The sequence below is a fragment of the Staphylococcus simiae genome, from assembly GCF_002902085.1.
Lineage (GTDB): Bacteria > Bacillota > Bacilli > Staphylococcales > Staphylococcaceae > Staphylococcus > Staphylococcus simiae.
Window position 1 is genome coordinate 20,698 of record NZ_PPQR01000075.1, and the last position, 20,344, is coordinate 41,041.

Annotated in this window: 21 protein-coding genes; all 21 read right to left on the reverse strand. The window is 31.9% G+C overall.

Annotated features, from left to right (window positions below; all coding sequences use genetic code 11):
- Positions 1–912: 912 nt before the first annotated feature.
- Complete coding sequence (locus CD113_RS09555) at positions 913–1,569, reverse strand: 50S ribosomal protein L25/general stress protein Ctc (RefSeq protein WP_002464403.1); 657 nt, start codon at positions 1,567–1,569, stop codon at positions 913–915.
- Positions 1,570–1,720: 151 nt separating this feature from the next.
- The gene (locus tag CD113_RS09565) at positions 1,721–2,686 is read right to left on the reverse strand and encodes a ribose-phosphate diphosphokinase (protein WP_002464402.1); all 966 of its coding nucleotides are present in this window, start codon (positions 2,684–2,686) and stop codon (positions 1,721–1,723) included.
- Positions 2,687–2,814: 128 nt separating this feature from the next.
- Positions 2,815–4,182: a bifunctional UDP-N-acetylglucosamine diphosphorylase/glucosamine-1-phosphate N-acetyltransferase GlmU gene (gene glmU / locus CD113_RS09570; RefSeq protein ID WP_002464401.1), complete on the reverse strand. Its 1,368-nt coding sequence runs from the start codon at positions 4,180–4,182 to the stop codon at positions 2,815–2,817.
- Between the two features lie 697 nt (positions 4,183–4,879).
- The gene (gene spoVG, locus CD113_RS09575) at positions 4,880–5,182 is read right to left on the reverse strand and encodes a septation regulator SpoVG (protein WP_002464193.1); all 303 of its coding nucleotides are present in this window, start codon (positions 5,180–5,182) and stop codon (positions 4,880–4,882) included.
- Between the two features lie 68 nt (positions 5,183–5,250).
- Positions 5,251–5,631, reverse strand: a complete 381-nt coding sequence (locus CD113_RS09580) for a RidA family protein (protein ID WP_002464194.1) — start codon at positions 5,629–5,631, stop codon at positions 5,251–5,253.
- Between the two features lie 16 nt (positions 5,632–5,647).
- The gene (gene purR, locus CD113_RS09585) at positions 5,648–6,472 is read right to left on the reverse strand and encodes a pur operon repressor (protein WP_002464195.1); all 825 of its coding nucleotides are present in this window, start codon (positions 6,470–6,472) and stop codon (positions 5,648–5,650) included.
- 13 nt (positions 6,473–6,485) lie between these two features.
- On the reverse strand, positions 6,486–7,334 hold the full coding sequence (gene ispE, locus CD113_RS09590; RefSeq protein ID WP_002464196.1) for a 4-(cytidine 5'-diphospho)-2-C-methyl-D-erythritol kinase: 849 nt from the start codon (positions 7,332–7,334) through the stop codon (positions 6,486–6,488).
- 341 nt (positions 7,335–7,675) lie between these two features.
- On the reverse strand, positions 7,676–7,939 hold the full coding sequence (gene veg / locus CD113_RS09600; protein WP_001126664.1) for a biofilm formation stimulator Veg: 264 nt from the start codon (positions 7,937–7,939) through the stop codon (positions 7,676–7,678).
- A gap of 98 nt (positions 7,940–8,037) precedes the next feature.
- The gene (gene rsmA / locus CD113_RS09605) at positions 8,038–8,928 is read right to left on the reverse strand and encodes a 16S rRNA (adenine(1518)-N(6)/adenine(1519)-N(6))-dimethyltransferase RsmA (protein WP_002464198.1); all 891 of its coding nucleotides are present in this window, start codon (positions 8,926–8,928) and stop codon (positions 8,038–8,040) included.
- A gap of 21 nt (positions 8,929–8,949) precedes the next feature.
- Entirely contained in the window at positions 8,950–9,486 is a 537-nt protein-coding gene (gene rnmV, locus CD113_RS09610) for a ribonuclease M5 (RefSeq protein ID WP_002464199.1), read from the reverse strand.
- Between the two features lie 540 nt (positions 9,487–10,026).
- On the reverse strand, positions 10,027–10,797 hold the full coding sequence (locus CD113_RS09615; RefSeq protein WP_002464200.1) for a TatD family hydrolase: 771 nt from the start codon (positions 10,795–10,797) through the stop codon (positions 10,027–10,029).
- Between the two features lie 24 nt (positions 10,798–10,821).
- Complete coding sequence (metG, locus tag CD113_RS09620) at positions 10,822–12,795, reverse strand: methionine--tRNA ligase (protein WP_002464201.1); 1,974 nt, start codon at positions 12,793–12,795, stop codon at positions 10,822–10,824.
- Between the two features lie 526 nt (positions 12,796–13,321).
- Entirely contained in the window at positions 13,322–14,173 is an 852-nt protein-coding gene (gene rsmI, locus CD113_RS09625) for a 16S rRNA (cytidine(1402)-2'-O)-methyltransferase (protein WP_002464202.1), read from the reverse strand.
- A gap of 1 nt (position 14,174) precedes the next feature.
- Positions 14,175–14,423 carry a GIY-YIG nuclease family protein gene (locus tag CD113_RS09630; protein WP_002464203.1) on the reverse strand — a complete coding sequence of 83 codons (249 nt, stop codon included), beginning with the start codon at positions 14,421–14,423 and terminating at the stop codon, positions 14,175–14,177.
- Entirely contained in the window at positions 14,416–15,141 is a 726-nt protein-coding gene (locus tag CD113_RS09635) for a tRNA1(Val) (adenine(37)-N6)-methyltransferase (protein ID WP_002464204.1), read from the reverse strand. Before CD113_RS09635 ends, CD113_RS09630 begins: the two co-directional genes overlap by 8 nt.
- A 106-nt stretch (positions 15,142–15,247) precedes the next feature.
- Positions 15,248–15,610, reverse strand: coding sequence for a DNA replication initiation control protein YabA (yabA, locus tag CD113_RS09640; RefSeq protein WP_002464205.1), 363 nt, complete (start codon positions 15,608–15,610; stop codon positions 15,248–15,250).
- Between the two features lie 16 nt (positions 15,611–15,626).
- Positions 15,627–16,430 (reverse strand): PSP1 domain-containing protein, encoded by an 804-nt coding sequence (locus tag CD113_RS09645; protein ID WP_002464206.1) that lies wholly within the window; start codon positions 16,428–16,430, stop codon positions 15,627–15,629.
- On the reverse strand, positions 16,431–17,357 hold the full coding sequence (locus CD113_RS09650) for a DNA polymerase III subunit (protein ID WP_002464207.1): 927 nt from the start codon (positions 17,355–17,357) through the stop codon (positions 16,431–16,433).
- A 209-nt stretch (positions 17,358–17,566) separates the two neighbouring features.
- Positions 17,567–17,896: a cyclic-di-AMP receptor gene (locus CD113_RS09655; protein WP_002464208.1), complete on the reverse strand. Its 330-nt coding sequence runs from the start codon at positions 17,894–17,896 to the stop codon at positions 17,567–17,569.
- A gap of 29 nt (positions 17,897–17,925) precedes the next feature.
- A complete protein-coding gene (gene tmk, locus CD113_RS09660) occupies positions 17,926–18,543 on the reverse strand; it encodes a dTMP kinase (protein ID WP_002464209.1) in 618 nt (205 codons plus the stop codon).
- A gap of 1 nt (position 18,544) precedes the next feature.
- The gene (locus CD113_RS09665) at positions 18,545–19,891 is read right to left on the reverse strand and encodes an aminotransferase class V-fold PLP-dependent enzyme (RefSeq protein ID WP_002464210.1); all 1,347 of its coding nucleotides are present in this window, start codon (positions 19,889–19,891) and stop codon (positions 18,545–18,547) included.
- Between the last annotated feature and the right edge of the window lie 453 nt (positions 19,892–20,344).

Consider the following 20,344-nt stretch of genomic DNA (forward strand, 5'->3'; position numbering starts at 1 on the left):
TCAATATTTTAACTTCAATGTAGTCACTGCCGAATGTATCATATTAAGTATACAATGCGTTTGGTCTTCACTCATTATATCTCCATTTTTATTAAATGATATGAATGATTGTACACTTATTGTCATCAGTTGTTATCATCAGTGAATCAACACTTCAAAGTCAATTTTACAAACAGCTAATTTATCTTGTGATTAAAAGATTGATCATATCATTATTTTAAATTGTTAAATCATTTAATTAGCTATTACTAGTAATATTTGGTTCTCTCCCAAATTGGACTTATACATAATTATTTTTTCAAGCTTCGCACCCCAGCTTGCACATTATAGTAAAAATTCTGTTGACAGAATTTTTCTTTGCTGGGGCCCCAATGCCCAACCTTGCCCGTCTTGCACACTTAGAGCTAGTTAGATTTACAATCTTTACTAGCTCTTATGCAATTGTTGTGCTAGCAATCAATTGTAATCCTTTATTTTTAAAATTTTTCTATGACGGGGCCCTGCATTGCATGAAAAAACTGGATAACCAGTTTTTCTGTGTTGGGTCCCTTCCTAGGGTGCTGTCTCAGCCTACCCCAACTGGCATTGTCCGTTGAAACTAAATGATTAGTTTCTTTTTGTTGGGGCCCGGGTCTTCGACTAGCACTGTTGCCCAACTTGCATTTCTTGTAGAAACTGTTTCACAGTTTCTCTGTGTTGGGTCCCTACCTCAGGAGTCTCGGCTTTAAAATAATTTTTATTTTTAATTATTCATTTTTTATTTATCAGTCTTAAAAAATAGAGAACCTAATATTTCAAACTACATATTAAAAGGATAATCAAAGTTTATAATAACACAAAAAGCACTATGCTTATAATTAAATAAACATAGTGCTATATAAACAAAGTAGATCACTTTATAATAAGTTAGTCTTATTCTTCAGTTTTTTCTTCTTCGTCTTCTTTTTCTTCACCGATTACTTCAGGCTCTTCAGTTTGTTGTTCGCCTTCCATAGCTTCGATTTCTTCTTCAGTTGGTTCTTCAGTTGGAGGAACTACTGATACTACTGGTTCTTCAGGATCGTTTTCGATTGTGAAGTCGCCTGTAGTCTTAACATCTGCTACTGTTAACACGTCGTTTACGTTTAATTCAGTAATATCTACTTCGATAGCTTCAGGAATATTATCTGGAGTAGCAGTTACTTCTAAGTTGAATAATGGTTGGTCAACAACGCCGCCTTCTTTAGCGCCAACTGCTTCACCAACTAATTGAACAGGTACTTCAACAGTACGCTCTTCGCTCATATTGATTGCTAAGAAATCAATGTGAGTGATTTGGTTTTTAAGTGGGTCATATTGGTAATCTGAAACCATTACTTTGATTGATTTAGAACCAACGCCTAATTCGATTACACCGTTACGACCTACTTCACGGATAACTTTGATGAATTCTACTTCATCAACTTTAACTGACACGTTTTTAGTTCCGTAACCATACATAACTGCAGGTACTTTACCTGATTTTCTTAATTGTTTAAGATCTGAACGTGTTTGTTTACCTTGACGGATGATTGACTTTAATGAAGCCATTGTCATTTCCACCTTTCATATTTTGCTCGTTATTGAGCACCTCACTTACCCATCAACATCATTGTTGCTTGCAAGTGTTTATTTATTCGTATAATCACGAACGAAACTATTATACATGTTTCAATTATGTTCGTCAAATAGCATTTAAGACTTAATCAAATAATACGCTTACTGATTCTCTTTCATATACGCGAATAATAGCTTGAGCTAATAATTCAGCAACTGATAATTCTTTCGTATTTGATGGTTTACGTTCTTCATCAAGATGAATAGAATTCGTCACAACTAATTCTTTAATTGCAGAATTTTCAATTCGTTCTTTTGCAGGACCAGATAAAACTGGATGAGTACAACATGCATATACTTCTTTTGCACCTTTGTCTTTTAATGCTTGTGCTGCTAGCGTAATTGTACCTGCTGTATCAATAATATCATCAATAATAATTGCTGTACGACCTTCAATTTCACCAACAATATTCATTACTTCGGCAACATTTGGTCTAGGTCGACGTTTGTCTATAATAGCAATTGGAGTTTTTAAAATGTCAGCCAATTTACGTGCACGTGTTACACCACCATGATCAGGTGACACTACGACACATTCTTCTGGGTCAATATTAGGATCGTTTTTAAAGTGTTTAGCTAAAATTGGTACCCCCATTAAATGATCAATAGGAATATCAAAGAAACCTTGGATTTGTGGAGCGTGTAAATCTAATGCAATCATTCTTGTTGCGCCAGCAGTTTCTATTAAATTAGCTACTAGTTTAGCCGTAATAGGTTCACGACTACGAGCTTTTCTATCTTGTCTTGCATATCCATAATATGGATTTACAATGTTGATTGTTGCTGCAGATGCACGTTTACAAGCATCAATCATGATTAGTAATTCCATTAAATGTAGGTTAACAGGATATGACGTTGGTTGAATAATAAATACGTCACAACCACGAATGCTCTCTTCGATATTAATTTGAATTTCTCCATCACTAAAACGTTTAACTGAACATTTACCTAATTCAATACCAACTTGGTCAGCTACTTCTTGAGCTAATGCTTCGTTACCTTTCAATGAGAAAATCTTTAATGACGAATTCTTATATTCATTATTTAACATTTATAGTCCTCCAATTATTTACTTACGCAGTTTCTATTATATATAAAATGACAGTTTATTACTATGCGAATGATTAAATCATAAAGATTACGTTTTTATTACACTCAATATCAGTTGCTATAAATTTATTATTTATTGTTATGTTCAGTCATATATCCTTCTTTAGTCGTTTGTCTTGATCTTGCTAACGCTAAGCTATGGTCAGGTACGTTATCCGTAATTGTTGAACCTGCAGCAATTAATGTGTCATTCCCTACAGTTACAGGAGCTACCAAGTTGACATTACAACCAACAAATGAATCACTACCGACAATAGTCTTGAATTTATTTTTACCGTCATAGTTAACCGTTATTGTGCCACATCCAACGTTAGTACGTTCACCAATTTCAGCATCACCAATGTAACTTAAATGAGATACTTTAGCGCCATCTTTAAGTTGTGCTTTCTTGATTTCAACAAAATTACCTACTTTAACTTCAGCACCTAAATTCGAACCTGGTCTTAATTGAGCGAAAGGTCCAACTTTAGTAGCTGTTCCTACATGAGAATCATTGACAACTGATTGTTGAATCACTGCGTTGCTTTCAATTGTACTATTATTAATTTCTGAGTATTGGCCAATAACGACGTCTTCCCCTATGCTTGTGTGTCCAGTAATTCTAGCTCCTGGTTCAATAATAGTATCTATACCTATTTGAACATCAGGTCCAATGAAGGTTTGTTCTGGGCTAATTATTGTAACACCATTCATCATATGAAAATGATTAATGCGTTGTTGTAATAACTTTTCAGCTTGGCTCAACATCACTCTATCATTAACGCCCATGATTTCATCGACATCTTCGGTACAATAAACTTCAGCTTTACCACCATCTGTTAACATGAGAGAAACGACATCTGGTAAATAATATTCTCCTTGTGCATTATCATTGTCTACACGTTGTAAAGTGTCAAACAATACTTTATTATCAAATGCAAATATTCCAGAACTGATTTCTTTAACCTCTTTTTCTGTTGCATTCGCATCTTTTTCTTCAACTATTTTTTCTAATTGATATCGTGAATCTCTAATAATTCTACCGTATCCTTGAGGTCTTTGAATGACTGCTGATAAAACTGTAACTTGTGCATCTGTTTGTTCATGGTGTTTGATTAATGCTTCTAGCGTTTCTGGTGTGATTAATGGTGTATCGCCACAAACAACTAGTGTTGTTCCCTCTTTACCTTGTAAATGATCCTCAGCCATTTGCACTGCATGTGCTGTTCCTAATTGTTCTTGTTGAAAACTATATAAAGACTGTTCTCCTAACTGTTGTTTAACACTTTCTGCACCGTGACCAACAACCGTTACGACTTGATCGACGCCAGAAGCTTTGACACTTTGTAATACATGTTCAACCATTGATTTACCAGCAATCTCATGTAGTACTTTAAATTTTTTAGACTTCATTCTTGTACCTTTACCTGCCGCTAAAATAATTGCATAATTCCCCATGAACAATATACCTCCAATAAATTTTGCATTTCACCATTATTATAATTTAATATATGTTCGTCTTTCAACAGATAAAAAATGATTGCTTTAATCTAATCAATTTTAATTCAACTTTTTTTATATTTTAAATATATTGCCAGGTGGATATTCCCTTAATATAAAGAGCTATATTCGAACAGTCGTATCAATCATTTAGAGCTACTTAGATTTTTAATCTTTAGTAGCTCTTATGCAATTGTTGCGCTAGCAATCAATTGTAACCCTTTATTTTAGATTTTTGATCTTTAATAGCTCTTGCCCAACCTTGCCCGTCTTGCACATTAAAGTAAAAATTTTAGTTATAAAATTTTTCTATGACGGGTCCCTGCATTGCATGTTAGAGTTTCTGCTATCTTGATAGCTAGAAAATCTTATGCAGTTTATTATGAAGTAATAAACTGTAAACCTATTTCAGATAACCAGTTTCTCTGTGTTGGGGTCACCTACTTTATCAAGACTAATTAAGTTTAAATACATTCATTTAACAGTATTTTTTAATTCATAGAGATACTGCTAATCGCTTAATATTAACTCTCATAAACTTTGCATTTCAGAACTTATTTAATCAAGTATCAACTAACGGCAAACCAACGTATGATTATAAAAAAAGAGACTAACTAATTAAATCGTCAGTCTCTTACTCATTGTATGTTCTTAATTAAACTTCTTTTGTGTCATCTGATGTAGCATTCTTATCAGGTACTACTTCATCTGTTTCTTCATATACTTTCATCACAGCATCTTGAATTTCTTGTCTCATGTCTGAGTTAATAGGATGTGCGATGTCGCGGAATTCACCATCTGGTGTGCGTTTACTTGGCATTGCGACGAATAGACCAGTATTTCCTTCTATAACACGCAAATCATGAATTACGAAAGCTTCATCTAATGTAATGGAAACAAGTGCTTTCATTCTTCCATCTGTATCTATTTTTCTAAGTCTTACATCTGTCACTTTCATGTAGTGAGCCCCCCCTATAGTATATCTATCTGTTGTTTAGAAGCTTAACAATGTTTTATGATTGAAAATCATATTCCTTTTAATTGAGCGATTAGTTCAATTTCTACTTTTACATCTTTAGGTAATCTGGCAACTTCAACACAACTACGTGCTGGTTGATGTTCATCGAAGTACTGTCCATATACCTCATTTATTTTTTGAAATTCATTCATGTCTTTAATGAAAATTGTTGCCTTAACTACAGAATCTAAATCCGAACCTGCTTCTTGTAAGACAGTTTTTAAGTTTTCTAAGACTTGTTTTGTTTGCAGTTGAACATCTTCGCCTACAATTGTGCCATCAGCAAGTAATGGGATTTGTCCAGAAGTGTATACTAAGTCATTAATAATAACTGCATGTGAATAAGGACCTAGTGCTTCTGCTACTTTATTAGTATTTATAACTTTCACTATACTAAAACTCCTTTTAAGAAAATTTAGATAAACTGTTACCTGGTTCTACTTTAAATTCTTGATTATATTCATCGACATCAGAAAGTTTCACCAAGGAAGTATAATCTTCAATTAATCTTTGTTTAACTTCTTTTGATTCTACAAGTACAGATACCCCTTTTACTTGGGCTTTAAACTCATTCATTAAATTCATTACACCATTAATAGAGCCACCAGCTCTCATAAAATCATCAATTACTAAGACGTTAGAATTTTCCGCTAATGTTCTTTTTGACAGTACCATTGTTTCAATTTTTCTAGATGAACCTGAAACATAGTTGATAGATACCGTAGAACCTTCAGTAACTTTATTATCTTTTCGAATTACAACAACTGGTAAATTTAATACATTTGCAACGGCATTAGCTAGAGAAATACCTTTAGTTGCAATAGTGACAACAGCATCAAGTTTTTCATCCATATAGATAGTTGCAATTAATTTACCAACTTTATTTAGTAGCGTTGGATTGCCAACCAAATCTGATAAAAATAAATATCCACCTGGTAATAAGCGTTCTTTTTCTTCTAATAAATCTATGACTTCATTAACAACTTCTGTTGCTTCCTCTTTGCTCATCATAGGTTTGTATGTAACGCCACCACTAGCACCAGCAGTAGTAATAACTGTACCTAATTTTTCTTTTTGGAAAGTATTTTTAATAATTTGGACATCTTCACTAATAGAAGATTTGGCTTGTTTAAATTTCTTCACAAAAAATGTTAATGGTATTAATTTATTCGGATGATTCATCAAATATTGTGTCATAAAGACAATTCTCTCACTTCTTTTATATCTCATCTTTTCAACCCTTCTATCCTAATAATCTAACTAAGTATACTTCGTTACAACAACCGTTAACAGCATTAAAAATATGCTTAGCTTGACTTTCTTTACGCGCTAAACCATAAACGGTTGGACCACTACCACTCATCAATGCACCATCAGCACCACTATTCAACATGTTTTGCTTTAACTTAGCAATTTGTGGATATTTTGATACTGAAACCGGTTCTAATCTATTGGATAGACTATGACACAACTGTTGATAATTTCCTGCAGTTAGTGCATCATAACACATTTGAGTATGAACATGATATTCATCATTTAAATTTAATTTTTTAAATATATCTGGTGATGATATTCCTATATTAGGTTTCGCTAATACCACCCATGCTGAAGGTGGTTTATTCAAAAATTTTATCTTTTCACCTTTACCACTACAAAAAGCTGTTTTGTTATAAATACAAAACGGAATATCCGTACCTATTTCACTTCCTAATATAGCTAATTCGTCTAACGATGCACCAATATTATACAAACGATTCATACCACGTAAAGTTGCCGCAGCATCTGCTGAACCACCTGCTAATCCTGCTGAAACAGGTATGTCTTTATCTATTTTAATCGTCACACCTTGGTTAAGACGATATCTTTCTATAAGTAGCTGTGCTGCTTTATATGCAAGATTTTTATAATTTGAAGGCACATAATTATGTTCAATCTCTACCACTATTTTATGATCTTTCCGTTTTTGAAAAGTAAGGCGATCATTTAAATCAACGGTTGTCATAATCATCTCTATTTCATGATAGCCATCATTTCTTTTAAAAAGTGTGTCGAGCGTAAAATTTATTTTAGCCGGAGCTGTTTCATATATCATTTTTGCGCCCTCTTTTCGTAATCTTAATATGATGATTTTAACATAAAGAGAAATATTATTTGACCTTTTAAGTAACTTTTCGTTATTTTTTTATAAATGACATAGCGTTTAATTAATAACTTTTTTGTTACAGTATTTGATGATGTATCGTCATTCTTTTTGTTTATATAAAATGATGCACCTTTAAATTTTAAGTCAGTCATTTTAAACAACGTTATTAAAATACACATAAGAAAATATATTCCTAAATAAAAAGAGCATTGAACATAATGCTCAACACTCAAATAATTATCATTAATATTTTCTTATACTCAGAAATATAGTTTACTTATACGTCTTATTTAGTGTGCAATTGATTCATGATGATTATCTTCTTCAAACGAAACTTGAACATTTTCAGTTAACACATCAGTGTATGTATAAGACACTCTCTCAAAATTGTGTTTATCTTGATCTAACTCAACAATAAATACTGATGGGTACGTTTCTTTTAAAATTCCAGAACGCTTAATTGTTTTCTTACGGCCTCCATTGGCTTTCAGTACAATACGATTTCCTACATGACAATCAATAGAATTTTTGATGTCCAAAATTGATTTTGGCATATTGCTCCACCTCGCTACAAGTTACATAATATCATATTTGTAACGATTTTGTCAAATAAATTTAAATTTTAACAATAGTCTTTTACTTTGTCAATCGTTTAATTTTCTAATTGTGGAAACTTTTTCTTTTCTTCATACAATTTTGCAAAATCTTGTATAGTTAATGTTTCTCCACGACGTTTAGGATCAATACCCGCTTGTTCTAACCATTTTAATATGTCTTCTTTATGTTGTTTTCCATTCAGAAAGAACGATTGATAGTTATTATTGATGGTTTTTCTTCTTTGAGCAAAGGCAGCCTTTGCTAATGTAAAAAATGCTTCCTCATCATCTATTGTTACTAATGGTTGATGTCGTTTCATCAATTTTACAACAATTGAATCTACATTAGGTGGTGGCATAAACACAGATTTAGGCACTGTTAAAACTTTACTAGTTTCTGTATAATACTGCACAACAATAGAGAGCGAGCCGTATGCTTTAGAGCCGACTTCTGCATTCAACCTTTCACCTACTTCTTTTTGCATCATAACAACATAACCATCAATTGGTGTATCTTGTTGCATTAAATTAAGGAGTATAGGCGTTGTAATATAATATGGTAAATTAGCAACTACCATAATTTTATTACAATCTTGCAAATGTGTTTGTACAGCCTCTTTAATATTAGCTTTTAGTATATCTTCATTTATTACTGTCACATTTGAATATGGTGCTAATGTATCTTTCAATACAGGTATTAAACGTTGATCTATTTCAAATGCTAGTACTTTTTTGGCAACTTTTGCTAATTGTTCAGTTAATGATCCCATTCCTGGACCAATTTCAATGATACCTGTGTGATCATCAATATCACTTGCTTCAATAATATTATTGATAACATTAACATCAACTAAAAAATTTTGTCCTAAACTTTTTTTAAAATTAAAGCCATATTGATCTAATAATGCACGGGTACGCGAAGGTGTTGCAATATCTTTTTGTTCCATCTATTTACACTTCCTACTCTATTAAGAATCTTTCAACGCTTCTCTTACATCTTCTTCTGTATAGCCAAAGGCATTTAGTTTCTTTAATAATTGTTTACCATTCGAATGGCCGATACGTAATTTACTACTAACTACCTCTCTTCTTCTTCTGGCATCTTTTCCAACTAATAGACCTAATTCTATTAGTGTATCCTTGTCGATAGATTCTTGTGCTTCCTCAAAAGGCGAGCTAACATGCATCAATGCCTCTTTAATATCATTAATCGAAGCATGTTCAACTCCAATTTTACCTTTGTTATTTTTAGCTTTCTCTCTATCTATATAAGCATGCTTGACGCCAGAAACATGCTCAGTAATGATACTCCTTATTTTATTGCCTGGGAAATCTGGATCAGTTAGTACAATGACACCTCTACTCTGTTGCGCATGTTGAATCACTTGCAATATTTGATCATTAATTGCACTACCATTTGTTTCAATGGTATCACATTCGACAGCCCTTTTGACACGCTCGGTATCATCTCTTCCTTCAACTACAATAAATTCGTTTATTTTCATTTAAAACAACCTTCCTATGTATAACAATGAGCTAGATTACTTTAAATACGGTAGTATTACTTATAATATGTACTTCTTTAATTACTTAGATTAATTACTTTAATGGTCTCTTTATCCTATATGGTACATTAAAGAAAAAGTTAATATTGAGACCTGAATCTTGATTGTTAATTCGTGAATAGAACAGAAATAAATTTCCTATAAAATTTATTTCGTAATTCCATCTCCACAAGACTGACTATGTTTTCAAACGTTGATTTAGCATCATTTTGAAAACTAGACAGTTACTGTCCAATGTTTAATTTTAAGTCTAAAACGCTTTTGCACCAGGCTCATTTTCTATACGAGTATGATCTCATAACTGTCTTGCTCTTATATTGCATTCAAATGTATTCTAGTAATATTGTAACTATTAATCTTTCAAAGGGGATAAGCATAACACTAGAGTCAATAAAGAAAAAGTGAGAAAGTTCCATTGAATATGACTGATATTGTTATCATTCATATTCAACTATGCCATCTTTCTCACTTTATGCTATATTAATTTAACTTAAATAACTTCTCAGCATTTGCAGTTGTTGCTTCGCATACTTCTTCATATGTTAGGCCTTTTAATTCAGCTATTTGTTCAGCTACTAACACAACTCTTGCTGGTTCATTTCTTTTACCTCTATATGGATGTGGTGACAAATATGGAGCATCTGTTTCTACCAATAAGCGATCCATAGGCACATGTTTTGCGACTTCTTTAGGTTGTTTAGCATTCTTAAACGTTACAGGTCCACCTAATGAAATATAAAAATTCAATTTATTAATAACAATATCAGCAATTTCAGGTGAACCACTAAAACTATGCATAATGCCACCAACTTCTTCAGCATGCTCTTCTAATAAGATGTCAATACAATCTTGTGTTGCTTCGCGATTGTGAATGATAATTGGTAAGTTTACTCGTTTAGCAAGTGCTATTTGCTTTCTAAACACTTCTTTTTGGGTATCTGCTGGTGATTTATCCCAATGATAATCCAGTCCCATTTCGCCAATACCTATCACCTTTGGATGTTGTGCTAACTGTTCAATCCATTGCAAACGTTCTTCTGTAAAATCCACTGCGTCAACAGGATGCCAACCAATAATTCCATAGATAAAATCATATTCATCAATTAAACGCATGGCACGTTCAATCGTTGGCGTATCAAATCCAACTACAAACATACGGTCAACACCCGCTTCTTGCGCACGATCAATAACTTCTGTTAAATCTTCATCGTATTGTTCATCATTTAAGTGAACATGTGTATCGATTAACATACTATCTCTCCTATAATTAAATCATTATTTAATTACTGCTCCATTTGGTATTGCGTTAGGCAAACTAACTAACGTTAAAACATCATCTTTTTCAGCTGATAAAATCATGCCTTCTGATTTGTTCCCCATTAATTTTGCTGGTTTTAGATTAGTTACTACAGCAACTTTTTTGCCAATTATATCTTCTGGACGATAAAACTTAGCAATACCAGATACAATTTGACGTTGTTCTGAATCTAAATCGACTTGAATTTTAAGTAGTTTATCAGATTTTTTTACTTTTTCTGCATCAATAATTGTAGCTGCTTTAATTTCTACTTTGTCAAAATCTTTAATATCTATTTGTTCTTTATGTGTTTCTGTTACTTCTTCTTTTTTCGGTTCAGGTGGTTGCATTGAATCTTTAATAAAGTTGATTTCAGCTTCACTATCTAATCTAGGGAAAATAGGTTGTGGTTTATTTGTAACCATAATAGGTTCTGTCAATAAACCATATTGACTTAAACTAGCAAATTCCATTAAATCTGGATTATTAATATTTAATTGCTCAAAAATTTCTTTAGGTGCATGTGTTAAGAATGGACGTAATAACACAGCTGCAAATCTAATATTTTCAACTAAATGTGCCATTACATTACCCAACATAGCTTTTTGACTGTCATCTTTTGCTAACACCCAAGGCGTTGTTTCATCAATATATTTATTTGTTCTACTAATTAATTTCCATACAGTTGAAAGTGCCACTGAGAATTGTAAACTTTCCATACTTTCAGTATAGTTTTTAACTGTATCAAGTGCTAACTGCTCCATATCTTCATCAATATCATGAAGTGGTCCCTGGTAAGCTGGTAATTCTCCATCAAAATATTTATTAATCATTGAAATTGTGCGGTTAACAAGGTTACCTAGGTCATTCGCTAAATCAAAGTTTGTTCTTTCCACAAATGCTTCTGGTGTAAAGACACCATCTGAGCCAAATGGTAACTCTCTCATTAAATAGTAACGTGTTGCATCTAAACCATAACGATCAATTAAAACGTTAGGATCAACTACATTGCCTTTAGATTTACTCATTTTGCCATCTTTCATTAATATCCATCCATGTGCAAACACTTTTTTAGGTAATGGTAAATCTAAAGCCATTAATAGAATTGGCCAAATAATAGAATGGAAACGAACAATCTCTTTCGCCATTAAATGGATATCCGCTGGCCAATACTTATTAAATAGTGTTTCATCATCTGAAAGGTAACCTAAAGATGAAATATAATTAACTAACGCATCAATCCATACATAAACGACATGTTTAGGGTTTGATGGCACATGGACTCCCCAATCAAATGATGTACGAGAAACAGCTAAATCTGCTAAACCAGGTTTAATAAAGTTATTAATCATTTCATTTTTTCTTGAAGGGGGCTGTATAAAATCAGGATTTTGGTCATAAAATTCTAATAGTCGATCTGTATATTTACTTATATTAAAGAAATAGCTTTCTTCTTTTACTAATTCAACTTCATGGCCTGAATCTGGGCTTTTACCGCCTACTATTTTGCCATTTTCATATTGAGGATCAACTAATTGAGACTCAGTATAATAAGTTTCATCCGGAACAGAATACCAACCTTCATATTCTCCTAAATAAATATCACCTTGATTTAACAAACGTTCAAATACTTGTTCGACAACATGTTTATGTCTTTCTTCTGTTGTTCGAATAAAATCATCATTAGAGATTTCAAGTTTTGACCATAATTGTTTAATACCATCTATCATTTCATTCAAATATTCAATTTCTGATTTACCAGCTTTTTGAGCTTTTTCTTGAATTTTTTGACCATGTTCATCTGTACCTGTTAAGTATCTGACATCGTATCCCTGCATTCTTTTATATCGTGCAATGACATCACCTGCTACTGTTGAGTATGCATGCCCTATATGTAAATTCCCACTTGGATAATAAATTGGGGTTGTTATATAAAATGTTTCTTTAGTCATAACTGTTCCTCCTCGTATGGTTTCATATAAATAATAGCTAACTTACTTTAGCTTTTCAATGATTGGTGGTGTACTTTAATTGATTAACTTCTTGTAATTTTGTAAATATTTGAAAGTGAGATAGCAATAAATCTTTAAATGCTTTATGTCGTAATAACATCCCGGCAAGACTGACTAAGATGGAAATAGGACAACTATAATTGATTTAAAATAAATTGATTCGTAGATGTCCATCTTGCACATTATTGTAAAAACTACACGTGTTTTTTTAATAACGAGTCCTTTCCAACCTTGCAAGACTGACTAGTATTATAAAATGTTGTATTTATCATTTTTTAATACAAACAGTAACTGCCAATCATAAAAATTTATTATATAATCATTTTTGTCTCAGACTATTACATAAATTTACTGCTAATCACATCATTTTAAATATAGAATATTTTTATTCCATACGTCCTGCATTGTTATATGATTTAAAGTCATTATCGACAATAGTCAATTTTTAAGTTACATTCCTATTGTATCAATCATCATTTGGTTCAATCTGATGATAAATATTATACACTTCATTTGGTTTTTTTTGTCTATCTGCAGCTACTTTTTTAATAGCTTGTTTGGGTTTTAAATTATCTTTGTCAATATAATGATTAACATGTTGCTCAATCGTTAATGAATTAAACCATGATTCATCAACTTGTGCTTTAGCGCCTTCAATGAGTATAACAAACTCACCCTTTTGTGGGATATCATTATGTCGTAGTAATTCCAAAATTTGTTCAATAGTATTTGTTGTAATTTGTTCGAATTTCTTTGTTAATTCTCTTCCTATTGATACTTGTCGCCGAGCGTCAATTTTAGCAATGGTCTTTAATGTTTCTACCACTCTATAAGGCGATTCATAAATAATTAACGTGCTATCTTCATACATTCTTTTCGTTAAGATAGCTGTCTTGTCCTTTTCTTTTCGTGGTAAAAAGCCTAAAAATGTATACGTGAACGATGGTAAACCACTTGCCATCAATGCTGTCAATCCTGCGTTCGGACCTGGAACAGTTTCAACCTTTATACCATGTTGTCGAGCTGCAACAACTAATTCATATCCTGGATCACTGATTAATGGTAAGCCGGCATCTGATACCAATGCCACACTCAAACCCGCTTCAAGTTGTTCGATAATATAGTTTGTTTGCTTATCTTTATTATGTTCATGATATGACTTTAGTGGTGTATCTATTTGGTAGTGATGACATAATTTTTTAGTAACTCGTGTATCTTCACATGCAATCATATCTACTTGCTGCAAAATTGATACTGCCCGATAAGTAATATCTGCTAGATTACCAATAGGCGTTCCTACTAAATATAGTATAGCCATATTATCTCTCCTCAATTAATCGCAATTTCTTTTGCCTCGAATATGTTTTGATTTCATATTCTCTTTTTAATGCTGCCGATTTTGTATCATACACTTCATGATAAACTAACTGTACCGGGCGTCTTGTTTTTGTATATTTGGCTCCTTTTCCATCATTATGCTTAGCAATTCGAGCCTTAACATCTTTTGCGTATCCAGTATATAAACTTCCGTCATTACATTTAACTATATATACAAAGTGACTATCCATAATATATTTCCTTCATTTCATTACTATAAGTTCCATCTTCATTATATATATAAAATGGTGGCGCAATGATTAATCCTTGATTACCACCTTTTCTACCTTCTACAACAATAGTTTGTGCTGATTTCCCTATTTTACTATAAATAAAATTGATTTTCTTAGGTTCTATATTAGCGTGCCTCATTTCACTTAAGACATCCATCAGTCTATCAGCTCTATGAACCATGATTAATTTGCCACCTTCTTTTAAAAGATGACGTGCAGCTAATACACAATCTTCTAAGGTACATAAAATTTCATGTCGAGCTATTTTATGTGCTTCTTTTTGATGTTGATGTAATTGATTTTCTTTGAAATAAGGTGGGTTGCACGTAACTAATGAATATTGTGATGGTTTAAAATGCTGATATACCTTGTTAATATCCATATGATGCATTGTTAAAAATTGGTCTACGTTGTTAACTTGAAATGATCTACGTGCCATATCTACTAACTGTGACTGTATTTCTATACCTTCTATACTTATCTTTTTTTTAGCAAATAATAGCAATTGAATTATACCGTTACCTGCGCATAGATCTATTACTTTATCTTTTGCTTTGGGATACGTAAAATGACCTAACAATAACGCATCTGTAGAGAATGAAAACACATCATCATTTTGAATAATTTTAAATTGTTCTTTAATTAATTGGTCATATCGTTCATTTTCATTTAACATTCATTTACTCCTAAAAAAGGGATGTATTGTTAGTAATCACTATCATTACCACTTATACACCCAGTTACATTTTATGATTCATTTTAAAATTCATTTGCCTTATCATTTAATCACTTAATACATTAAGGCAAAATAAACAATCTTCTCCATGTCGGTGTTTTCCAAATAATTCACCTTTACATATGTGAAAGCCTTCGCCATACAAAATTGCTAAGTTGTCTTTACTTGGCAATGGTTTTTTAACTTTCTTTGTCTGCTGTTGTGTAGCAATATCTTGACTATAATGTTCATCATTTTGTACGTCTTCATTACCTAGTACTTTTTTTAGATTATCATTTTCTAATTGTAACGCTACATTAGTTTCAACCATTTCAACAACAAGTGATTTTAATTCAGTTGCTTCTTGTGCTAATTGGTTAACACTCGTTTCTAAACGCAGTAATCTATCAAATATGTCATTGCGTTCCAACTCTACTTAAGCCTCCTCATTTCAAAGCGTTTAACTCTTCTAATTTATATTCTAGTGGTTGCTCAAGTCCTTCTATTTTAACTTGCATTGAAATATCTAGTATATTTAATGCTACGACTTTACCATTACCCTCTGGTGTGTCAATAGCATCACCAATATCTGGCAATTGTGCTCTAGCTTCTTCATATAAATCATTTTCATATTTTAAACAGCACATCAATCTACCACATGCACCTGATATTTTCGTAGGATTTAATGATAAATTTTGATCTTTAGCCATTTTAATAGAAACAGGTTCAAAATCCCCTAAAAATGTTGAACAGCAAAGCGAGCGTCCACATGGACCGATTCCACCAAGTAATTTTGCTTCATCTCTAACACCAATTTGTCTTAACTCGATTCGCGTTTTTAAATTTTGTGCTAAAGTTTTTACTAATTTTCTAAAATCAATACGATCATCAGCCGTAAAATTAAAAATGACTTTTGCTTTATCTAATGTGTATTCACAGTTAACTAAACGCATATCTAATTGCTGCTGTTGTACTATGTTTTTACATAATTCTAATGCCTCTTCAGCATCTTGTTCATTTTTAAAATATGTAGCAACGTCCGCTTCATTTGCAATACGTATAACTGATTTTATAGGTAAACAAATATCTTCTTCAGCGATATCTTTGACTCCTGTTTTGACCAAACCAATTTCAATACCTCTTTGAGATTCAACAACTACCCATTGTCCTTCATCTAAATCTATATTATTAGGTGTATAATATTCTAATTTTCCGGCTTTTTGAAACTGAATGCCGACAACATTTGGCATTTAACTCACACCCTTAATTACTATTTGTTCAAACACTAATGTTGGATTAACATTTTGGTTTAATTTTTTATGTGCATCTGTTAGCTGATCTAACATTAAAACGATTTGATTAAAAGTTAAATTCTGCGCATATTTTTGTGTGTCATTTTGTAAATCACTAAAAATAATCGTACTGTCAATATTAACTTTACTATGTAAAATATCTTCGAAAAATCCATTCACAGTAGCAATAGTTAATAATTGCAATTTACGATTTTTAGCTTGTTTTAATAGATCTATAATACCTATTAATGCCATTGGTTTGTTAGTTAATAACAGCTCACACCAATGTATAATACTCTTTCTTAATGACATTAAATCAAACTCTTCATTTAAAGCTAGCGCATTTTCAATTTGTGTCGTATATGTACTAATCATTTCAGCTATTGGTTTAGATATTTCTCTATCTTCTAAACGTTTAATAAACTGTCCTTTGTCTATAGGCTTAAAATACAAATGTTGACATCTCGAATGTATGGTATTTAATATTTGTTCTGGTTTAGTTGATAATAAAATGGCAATGGTTTTATCAGGAGGTTCTTCTAAAAATTTTAAAATACTATTTTCACCTTGAATCGTTAACTTCTCAAAATCTTCAATGATATATACCTTATAATCACTTTCTATAGGAAGTTGATTCATATAATGTACTAGCTGCTCAATTTGTTCTTTTTTTATAGTATTTTCATTAGAAGAAACATACAAAAAATCTGGATGATTGAATGCGGAAACCTTTGCATCACATTGACTATCGTTATCGCATAGGATAAGCTTTGCAAAATTTAATGCAACTTGTTTCATTGTTTGTGCATCATCACCTTCAAATAAATAAGCATGTGATAATTTATTTGAATGGTATGCATTTGCCAATTGTTGCTGTTCATCCATTCATTACAATCCCCTTTTCATTTATATAAAAAGGTTGCTATCAGAAAACTAATTATTCATAAATAATTACAATAAGGTACTGTATTGAAGATACATCAACGATTACCTTATCTTTATTCATAACTAGCTACATTAAAGCAACCCTAAATCATTTAATAAGTATTTAGATATTATAATTAGCTTTTACGAATTATTATTGCAAAATGCATTTAAAATTGGTGAAAAGCATCTACTGGCATTACAAATACTGTAGCGCCACCCACTTCTACTTCAACAGGATATGGAATATATGAATCTGCACTTCCACCCATTGGTGTTATTGGAGAAACCAGTTGTTCTCTATTACCACATGTATTATTAATCACATCTAGTAATTCATCAACACGGTCATCGTTGACACCACATAAGAATGTCGTATTTCCTGCTTTTAAGAAACCACCTGTTGTTGCTAATTTTGTTGCTCTGAAATTATACTTAACAAGTTGGTCTGCTAATTCTTGACTATCTTGATCTTGTACGATCGCTATAACCATTTTCATTATTTATAACACCTCTTCCAGCAATTATATCATATCTTTTCAAGAAATTTGATGATAGTTTGATACGTATCCTCGACAACATTTTCAAGAGGTTGATCTGCATTAATAATTTCAAACCGTTGTGGTTCATTATGAATGATTTTATGATAACCTTCAATTACTTTTTCATGAAATTTCAAATCTTCTTGATCTAGTCTATTTTGTTCTCTCGCATTTTGAACAATACGCTGTCTACCAACCTCTACACTAATATCTAAATAGATTGTCAAATCAGGATATATACCATTGATAGCAAAGTCATTTAATGACTTAACTGCTTCCATACCTATCCCTCTGGCATACCCTTGATATGCTAGAGAACTATCAATATAACGATCACATAATACGACTTTATTATCACGTAAAGCCGGAATAACTTTGTCGACTAAATGTTCTCTTCTAGACGCTGCAAACAGCATTGCTTCTGTTCTAACATCCATGTCATTTCCTTCTAACACTATCTTACGTATTTCTTCTCCAGTAGGTACACCACCAGGTTCACGTGTCGCAATAATATCATATTTATTTTGTAATTTTTCAGATACTTCTTTTAATACTGTAGTTTTCCCAGAACCTTCAGGTCCTTCAAATGTTATAAAAGCTGACATTTTATTCATCCTCAACTAAAATTTTATTATTTTCCATTCCTTCAATGGTTAATCCTGATTTGTAATAATCTTCAAGTAATTCTATCATATTTTCAGTTATTGTTTCTCCTTTTATAATAGTGGGAATGCCAGGAGGATATGGAACAATATGTTGTGCTACTATTCTTCCATTAGCTTTAGTAAAATCTAACCATGTTGTTTTATCGCTTTCAAAAGGTTTATATTCGCCACTATCAGTCAATAATTTTGGACTTGCAAAATTTCCTTTTAATTTCCATTTTTTTTGTGGTAACTGGATCTTTGCAATTCTATGCAATAAGTCATTAAAAGGATAGCTATCATTGTTATGCCATAAAGGTAAGACTAACAGCACCTGATATTCATCTGCTAGTTCAACATATATATGTTGCGCTTCTAACCATGCTTGAATATCTTCACCTGTTGCTCCTTGATATCTAATTAATAATTTTAAAGGATCATCTACTTGAATCACCTTAAATTCCATTCGTTTTAATTGTTTTATTAACATATTTCTCTTAATAAAAAATATTTTTTCATCATATTCATTATAAAATTGATGTGCAGACTCTAAACTTGCCATAATTAGATATGATGGACTTGAGGTTTGAAAGTAATTCAAATATTTAATGATTTCATTTCTTAATGGTGCATCCTTATGTATAAATAACATAGATCCCATTGTCAGTGCTGGTAATGTTTTGTGATATGATTGTACAACATAATCCGCACGGCAATTTAAAGATGACTGCGGAAAACCTTGTAAACCAAAATGAGCACCATGAGCTTCATCTACAAGTACTGGGATATGTTTATTATGTAATTCATTAATTTTTTCACTTACATCATATGTCTCACCGTAATAATTAGGATATGTTAACACTGCTAACTTATTCTTTTGTTTATCTAAATTATTAAAAAGTGGTTGTTGGTAATGTAAACTAGTACTACTTTGAATCATTTCAGTGAATTGGCCAAACTGGTTACTAATATCCAAAGCATGTAACACAGATTTATGACTATTTCTCATCAATAACACTCGGCCTTTTTCCTTATTAAAAGCTTGTATAACAGATAAGATTCCAGAAGTTGTACCATTAACTAATAAATGAGCAGTATAATCCTCATGCTTTTTTACTAAATTCATACTTTGTAAAATTATATCTTCAGGATGATGTAAATCATCTAGACCTGTTATTTCCGTTTTATCCATACTTATATTTAATGCTTCTAAATGTCCTATTGTCATATTTTTATGACCCGGGACATGTAATGATATAGCATTCAAATCATTAAGTTTATTCAACTTTTCTATAATGGGTGTTTTCATATTTACTCACTTTCCCTTAAAACATTCATTAATTATATAGTAACACTTCTTTAAAAAAGTTAGTGTTAGTTATACAATAGCTTGTCTATTGTACAATAATTAAGTTACTTTAGAAAATATACATCTTATTTACTATTAGCGGCGCACTATTTTCAATACTAACATGATATATTTAGACAAAAAAAGAGACCTCACGGTCTCAATATAATCTAAATAACTAAGAAAAAGTAAACCAAGCCATCATTTTACTTTCAGTATTGTCATATTTTTTGCAGTTACTTTATTTTAAATTTCGTCAGCTTCAAACGCTTGCTCTGCGTCAAGTCCTTCTATACCTTCATGACTTTTAGACATAAAAAAAAGAGACCTTACGGTCTCAATGCGGCTCATCGCATCCATTTTTATTGCCTGGCAACGTCCTACTCTAGCGGAACGTAAGTCCGACTACCATCG